Below are 7315 nucleotides of genomic sequence, written 5' to 3'. Positions count from 1 at the left end.
TAAGATTAGCCGCAGGCGTAACCCACCAACTTTCCTCACCGCGGATGGTCAGTGGTGGGTTACGCTGGCGGACTGCGCTTCGCGCAGCCGCGAGCTAATCCACCCTACGGGAGCAGTGCTAGCTCGCCTCCGCGAGCTCCCGCACCGTCTCGGTGCTGCGGTAGATCGCAAGATCGCGCGAGCCGACGAAGATCGCGCGCGGCTTCAATCCATAGAAGCGGCGGATCGAGTGGCTGAAATGGGTCGAGTCGGGATAGCCGATGTCCTGCGCGAGATGGGCGAGGTTGAGGTCCTGATTGGCGAAGTGCAGCAAATGCCGCGCGCGCTTCCATGCGCGGAAGGAGCGGAACGAGATGCCGGTCTCCTCCTTGAACAGGTGCAGGAAGCGCGAAGCCGACAGCCCTGCTTCAGCCGCGCAGGCATCTGCCGTCACCGGTTCGCCGGAGAAGCGCTCGATGCGGGCGACGGCACGGGTCACACGCGGATCGAGCACGCGGCGCGGAAGCGCCTCGCCGAAGCACATCTCGTCGAACTCGGCGGTGGTGATGTCACCATAGCGACGCTGGCGCAGCAGCGCGTAGGCGGCGAGGATGTTGCGGGCATAGGCGGCCTTGTCCGGTCCGCGCAGCCGCTCGGCCAGGGCCTCGATCACGCCATCCGGCATGCTTTCCGGCTCCAGCGTCACGCTGATGACGGTGCGATAGTCGCTGGCGATGGAATGCCGCTGGTTCGGCAGGGTGACGAACAGCTCACCGGTGGCGAGGACGTCGTCGATCGTCAGGTGCAAATTGCCCTTCACCGCGACATAGACGTGGCAGCAACCGGGGGTCCTCTTACGGGGGCGGCCAAGCAAACCGGCATAAAACACCCGCTCCGGCGTGATCAGCATCAGATGGTCGGATTCGCGACCTTTATCTTCCATTGGGATCCTCCTCGCGCGGCTCTCTGGCCGCTGCGGACGGAGGTCACCTTAGCGGAAATTTGGGCGCTGTCACGATGGGATAGCGCTGTCATGGAAACGCGCGCGGTCGTTCCGGGGCGGTCGGCAGGACCGAGCCGGGAACCTCGAGATTCCGGGCTCGATGCTGCGCATCGCCCCGGAATGACGGAAACTTACGCCCTCACCCTCGGCGCAACATCCTGCTCGGCGCCGGCCTTCCGTTCCGCAGCGACGGCACGCTTGAAACCGTCGCGCTGCTGCAGGCGCGCCCAATAGGCTGCGACATTTGGCCCAAAATCCTTGGCGAGGCCGATGTTGCTCGCGAGACGGAGCGCGTAACCGATGACAATGTCAGCGGTGGTGAAGCGGCCCGCGCACAATGTTTCGGCATTCGCCGTCGCTGCCTCGACGGCGCGCAGTCTCCCCAGGAACCATTTTGCGTAATCGGTGGCGACTTGCGGGTTGCGGCGCTCCTCCGGTTCGAGCTGGGTGTATCGGAGCACCAGCGTCTGCGGGAAGGTTAACGTGGCATCGCTGAAATACATCCAGTTCAGAAAGGCGCCATAGGCGGGATCCTCCGGCCCGACCATCAACGGCGTCGGCCCGTATTTGACGCCGAGATAGTGGCAGATGCCGGAGGATTCGGTCATCTTGGTCTCGCCGTCGACCATGAAGGGAATCGTGCCCAGCGGGTTGAGCGCAAGATATTCCTTGGCGAAGACGCGCGGCGGGAACGGCAGCATCTTCAGCTCATAGGGCAGCCCCATCTCCTCCAGCATCCAGAGCGGGCGGAACGAGCGCGCGGCGTCGCAGTGATAGAGCGTGATCATCAGGACTTTCCCTTGCTGCCGGGCAGCGTGCCCATCATCTTGCACAGGACCATCAGCATGACCTCGTCGGCACCGCCGCCGATCGAGGTCAGGCGGCTGTCGCGATAGGCGCGGCTGACCGGCGTCTCGTTGGTAAAGCCCATCCCGCCCCAATATTGCAAGCAGGCGTCGGTGAGCTCGCGGCCGAGGCGGCCGGCCTTCAGCTTGGCCATGGTCGCAAGCCGCGTCACGTCCTCGCCCGCCACCAGCTGTTCCGCGGCACGATAGATCAGCGCGCGCAGCAGCTCGACCTCGGTCTGCATCTCTGCAAGCTTGAAGTGCACGACCTGGTTGTCGAGGATGCTCTGGCCAAAGGCCTTGCGGTTGCGGGTGTACTCGATCGTCTCGTTGATGATGTATTCGTGCGCCTTGAGGCAGGCGGCCGCGCCCCACAGGCGCTCCTCCTGGAACTGGATCATCTGGTAGGTGAAACCCTTGCCCTCCTCGCCGATCCGGTTGCGCCTGGGCACGCGGACGTTGTCGAAGAAGATTTGCGCCGTGTCGGAGGAGCGCATGCCCATCTTGTCGAGCTTGCGCGCCACAGTGACACCCTTGCTCTTCATGGGGACGCAGATCAGCGACTTGTTGCGGTGAACCGGCCCGTCGCCGGTGTTGGCGAGCAGGCAGATCCAGTCGGCCTGCGTGCCGTTGGTGATCCACATCTTGCCGCCGTTGATGACGTAATCGTCGCCGTCGGAGCGCGCCTGGGTCTTGATCGAGGCGACATCGGAGCCCGCGCCGGGCTCGGACACGCCGATGCAGGCAACGTAATCTCCGGCAATCGAGGGCGCCAGAAATTCGCGACGCACCTCGTCGGAGCCGAATCGTGCCAGCGCCGGCGTCGCCATGTCGGTCTGCACCCCGATCGCCATCGGCACGCCACCGCAGGTGATGGCCCCTAACTCCTCCGCCATCATCAGCGCGTAGGAGTAATCGAGACCAGAGCCGCCGAATTCGACCGGCTTGTTCAGGCCGAGAAAGCCGAGGCTACCCATCTTCTTGAACAGCTCGTGCGCCGGGAAGATGTCAGCCTTCTCCCATTCATCGACATGAGGATTGATCTCGTTCGCGATGAACTTTTGCAGGCTACGACGAATGTCGTCATGGTCGGCGGTGAACAGCATGTTCTTTCCTGTCGTTCCGGGGCGCCGCGAAGCGTCGAACCTCGATATGTCTGGGACTCAGCTCCAGGTCCCGGGTTCACGCTACGCGCGCCCCGGGACGACGCATGTATTCTCACAACCCCATCTGCCTTGAGGCCAGATCCTTCATGATCTCTTCGGTGCCGCCGCCGATGGCGTTGACCTTGACCTCGCGGTAGATGCGCTCGGCCTTGATGCCGCGCATGAAGCCGGCGCCGCCGAAGATCTGCACGGCTTCCGAGGCGCAGAAGGCCATGGTCTGCGTCGCCTGGTTCTTCATCATGCAGATTTCCGCGACCGGGCTTTCGCCCTGCTCGAGCCGCCAGGCCAGCATCTCCAACATCGCCTGCGAGGCTGCGACCTTCTGCGCCATGTCGACGATCTTGTGGCGGATCACCTGGTGCTGGGCCAGCGGCTTGCCGAAGGTCTTGCGCTCCCTGGCATAGGCAATCGCCTCGTCGAGGCAGACCCGGGCGAAGGCGGTGCAGCTTGCCGCCATGCCCATGCGCTCGCTGTTGAAGTTCTGCATGATGATCTTGAACCCCTGACCCTCCTCGCCGATCAGGTTTTCTGCCGGCACGCGGCATTGGTCGAAATGCAGCGTCGCGGTGTCCGAGGCCCACCAACCCATCTTCTTCAGCCTGGTCCGCGACAGGCCGGGCGTGTCGCCTTCGATCAGGAGCAGACTGACCCCGCCGGCGCCCTCGCCGCCGGTGCGCACGGCAACGGTCAGATAGTCGGCGCGCATGCCCGAGGTGATGAAGGTCTTCTCGCCGCTCACGACGTAGTGATCGCCGTCGCGCCGGGCCCGGGTGCTCAAGTTCGCGACATCGGAGCCGCCGCCCGGCTCTGTGATCGCGAGCGCGGAGATCTTCTCGCCCGACAGCACTTGCGGCAGCACGCGCGCCTTCACCTGGGGCCGAGCCGCGCGCGCGATCGGCGGCGATCCGATGGTGTGGCTCATCAGGCTGGCACTGACGCCCCCGGCGCCGGCGCGCGCCAGCTCTTGGCTGGCCACGATCTTCATGAACTGGTCGGCGGCGATCCCGCCATATTCCTCGGGGAAACCGAGCCCCAGGAGGCCGATCCCGGCGGCCTTGCGATAGAGCGCGCGCGGGAATTCACCGGCCTCGTCCCACTCATGGGCGAACGGCGTGATCTCCTTCTCGACGAAACGGCGCATGACGTCCCGGAAGGCGTCATGCTCGGCGGTATGGAACGGGCTCTTCATTAGTCTCGCCCTGTTGGCGGATTCGCTCGTCCACCATGGCTGGAACAATTGCGATTCACTTGCGCAGAGTGGCTGACCATAGGAGCCGCTCCACCGCAGCCTATGGCCTAGCAACTCCACGCAAGACGATTTTCGTCCCACACAGGCTAACTCTGGCTCAAAAAGACGTTGCTGCACAGACTCCGGCTGGCGCCAGTGCGCCGCCGGGCATGGTGCACGGGCAGCAAGAAGGAGGGCGGCACAGACCGTCGAGGGAGGAATTCTTGGCCGTTCGTTACTACGATTGGATCGCCCATCATGGCCGACGCACGCCGAACAAGGTCGCGCTGATCGACCTCGCGAGCGAGCGCCGGTTTACTTATTCGCAGCTCGATGCCCGCGTCTCGCGCCTCGCCTCCTTCCTGCGTCACTCCCTGAACGTTTCCCGCGGCGACCGCGTCGCGGTGCTGGCGCTGAACACGACCGATACGCTGGAGGTGCAGTTCGCCTGCGGCCGCCTGGGTGCGATCTTCGTACCGCTGAACACCCGGCTGACCGTTCCGGAGCTTCAGTTCATCACCAGCGATTGCGCGCCGAAGGTAATGATCCACGACAACGATCTCGCCGAGGCCGCGCTTGCCGTTGCAAAGCTCTGCGGCGTCACGACGAGCCTGCTGCTCGGCCCCGGCGGCACCTACGAAGCCGGCACCGCGGCCGCAAAGCCGCTCGACCGAGCCGAGGAAGTCACGCTCGATGACGTCTCGACTATCATGTACACGTCGGGCACGACCGGGCATCCCAAGGGCGCGACCATCACCCATGGCATGACGTTCTGGAATTGCGTCAATCTCGGCGGCCCCGCCTGCATCGGACCATCCTCGGTGCTGCTCACCGTGCTGCCGCTGTTCCACACCGGCGGGCTCAATTGCTACACCAACCCGGTGTTGCATGCCGGCGGCACCGTGATGGTCATGCGCGCCTTCGATCCCGGCACGGCGCTCGGGCTGATCAACGATCCCGCGCAGGGCATCAACGTGTTCTTCGGCGTGCCCGCGATCTACCAGTTCATGGCGCAGCATCCCGCCTTCGCAACGACCGATCTCAGCCGGCTGATCGTCGGCGGTGTCGGCGGTGCTCCGATGCCGGTGCCCCTGCTCAAGGTGTGGGAGGCGCGCGGCGTCGCGCTTCAGCAGGGTTACGGCATGACCGAGACCTCGCCGGCCGTGCTGGTGCTCGATCGCGAGGATGCGGCGCGCAAAGCCGGCTCCGCCGGCAAGCCGGTGCTGCATACCGAAGTGCGCATCGTGCGTCCCGACGGCAGCGATGCCGATGTCGGCGAGCTCGGTGAGCTCTGGGTCAAGGGACCCAACATCACGCCCGGCTACTGGAACAGGCCGGAAGCGAACAGGATCTCCTTCACCGACGGCTGGCTGCACACCGGCGATGCGACCCGCGTCGACGAAGAAGGCTTCTACTACATCGTCGATCGCTGGAAGGACATGTACATTTCCGGCGGCGAGAACGTCTACCCGGCCGAGGTCGAGAACGTCCTGCACCAGCTCACGGCCATCGCAGAGGCTGCCGTGATCGGCATTCCCGATCCGCAATGGGGCGAGGTGGGCCTTGCCATCGTCGCGGTCAAGCCCGGACAAAAGCTGACGGAGACCGAGGTCTTCGCCCATTGCGCGGCCAATCTGGCGCGTTTCAAATGCCCGCGCCAGATCCGCTTCGTCAAAGCGCTACCGCGCAACGCCACCGGCAAGATCCACAAACCGACCCTGCGCAAGGAGTTCTCGGTGGCTTCCGAAGTCGACAAGAAGGTCGCCAGTGCTTGACCAAAGCGCCCCTCGCGGGCGCTTTTCTTTTTGAAGTGTCTGCCCCCACCCACAAGAAACTCCAAGGAATTTCCATGAAGAACAAGAAAATCACCCTGCTCGCCGCGGCAACGGCCCTGACCTTGCTTTCGATTCAAGGCGCTTATGCGCAAAAGAAATACGATACCGGCGCCAGCGACACGGAAATCAAGATCGGCAACGTCGAGGCCTATTCCGGCCCGGCGTCCGCCTACGGCATCATCGGCAAGACCGAGGAAGCCTATTTCAAGATGATCAACGACCAGGGCGGCATCAACGGCCGCAAGATCAACTGGATCTCCTATGACGACGGCTATTCGCCGCCCAAGACCGTGGAGCAGGTCCGCAAGCTGATCGAAAGCGACGAGGTGTTCCTGGTCTTCAACGCACTGGGCACGCCGACCCAGACCGCCGTGCAGAAGTATCACAACGCCAAGAAGGTCCCGCAGCTCTTCCTCGCCACCGGCGCCAGCAAGTGGAACGACCCCAAGGGATTTCCCTGGACCATGGGCTTCCAGCCGAGCTACCGGGTCGAGGCGCGGATCTTCGCGAAATATATCCTGCAGACGAAGCCCGACTCGAAGGTCGCGATCTTCTATGCCAATGACGATTTCGGCAAGGACTACGTCGCTGGCATCAAGGAGATCTTCGGCGATAAAGCCTCCTCACTGATCGTCGCGGAAGAGAGCTACGAGACGACCGAGCCGTCGATCGATTCCCACATCGTCAAGCTGAAGGGCTCCGGCGCCAACGTCTTCGTCAACATCTCGACGCCGAAATTCGCGGCGCAGGCGATCAAGAAGATCGCCGAGCTCGAATGGAGGCCGATGCATGTGATGACCGACGTGTCGATCTCGATCGGCGCGGTGATGAAGCCGGCCGGGCTCGATGCGTCGGAAGGCGTGCTGTCGGCGAGCTATCTGAAGGACGCATCGGACCCGCAATGGAAGGACGACGAAGGCATGAAGAAGTTTCTCGCCTTCGTCGACAAGTACATGCCGGGCGCCAACGTCTCCGACACCAACATCGTCTACGGCTATGCCGCCGCGCAGACCCTTGTTCAGACCTTGAAGCAGTGCGGCGACAACCTGACGCGGGAGAACGTTATGAAGCAGGCCGCGAGCCTGAAGGATTTTACGCCCGATACGCTGATCCCCGGCATCAAGGTCAACACCGGTCCCAACGACTTCGCGCCGATCGAGCAACTCAAGATGATCCGCTTCAAGGCTGGTCAGTGGGAGCTGTTTGGCGACATCATCAGCGCCGAGACCGGAGGCTAGAGCGTTTCACGTTTTGACTGA

General features: G+C 63.6%; 6 protein-coding genes. 2 read left to right on the top strand and 4 right to left on the bottom strand.

Annotated features, from left to right (window positions below):
- Positions 1-118 precede the first annotated feature (118 nt).
- The 4 genes from IC50_RS37525 to IC50_RS37510 all read right to left on the bottom strand — a co-directional run bounded on the left by IC50_RS37525 (position 119) and on the right by IC50_RS37510 (position 4182).
- Entirely contained in the window at positions 119-922 is an 804-nt protein-coding gene (locus IC50_RS37525) for a helix-turn-helix domain-containing protein (protein WP_035716701.1), read from the bottom strand.
- A gap of 191 nt (positions 923-1113) precedes the next feature.
- Complete coding sequence (locus IC50_RS37520; RefSeq protein WP_035716699.1) at positions 1114-1770, bottom strand: glutathione S-transferase family protein; 657 nt, start codon at positions 1768-1770, stop codon at positions 1114-1116.
- Complete coding sequence (locus tag IC50_RS37515; RefSeq protein WP_035716697.1) at positions 1770-2933, bottom strand: acyl-CoA dehydrogenase family protein; 1164 nt, start codon at positions 2931-2933, stop codon at positions 1770-1772. The genes IC50_RS37520 and IC50_RS37515 overlap by 1 nt, the downstream gene beginning before the upstream one ends.
- A 112-nt stretch (positions 2934-3045) precedes the next feature.
- Positions 3046-4182 (bottom strand): acyl-CoA dehydrogenase family protein, encoded by a 1137-nt coding sequence (locus tag IC50_RS37510; protein ID WP_035716696.1) that lies wholly within the window; start codon positions 4180-4182, stop codon positions 3046-3048.
- Between the two features lie 263 nt (positions 4183-4445).
- Between IC50_RS37510 and IC50_RS37505 the strand changes: the two genes are divergently transcribed.
- On the top strand, positions 4446-5996 hold the full coding sequence (locus IC50_RS37505; protein ID WP_035716694.1) for an acyl-CoA synthetase: 1551 nt from the start codon (positions 4446-4448) through the stop codon (positions 5994-5996).
- A gap of 74 nt (positions 5997-6070) precedes the next feature.
- Positions 6071-7294, top strand: coding sequence for an ABC transporter substrate-binding protein (locus IC50_RS37500; protein ID WP_035716692.1), 1224 nt, complete (start codon positions 6071-6073; stop codon positions 7292-7294).
- The last annotated feature ends 21 nt before the right edge of the window (positions 7295-7315 follow it).

The organism is Bradyrhizobium genomosp. I (2014) (assembly GCF_000261685.1).
Lineage (GTDB): Bacteria > Pseudomonadota > Alphaproteobacteria > Rhizobiales > Xanthobacteraceae > Bradyrhizobium.
This window is presented reverse-complemented; position numbering and strand designations above follow the sequence as displayed.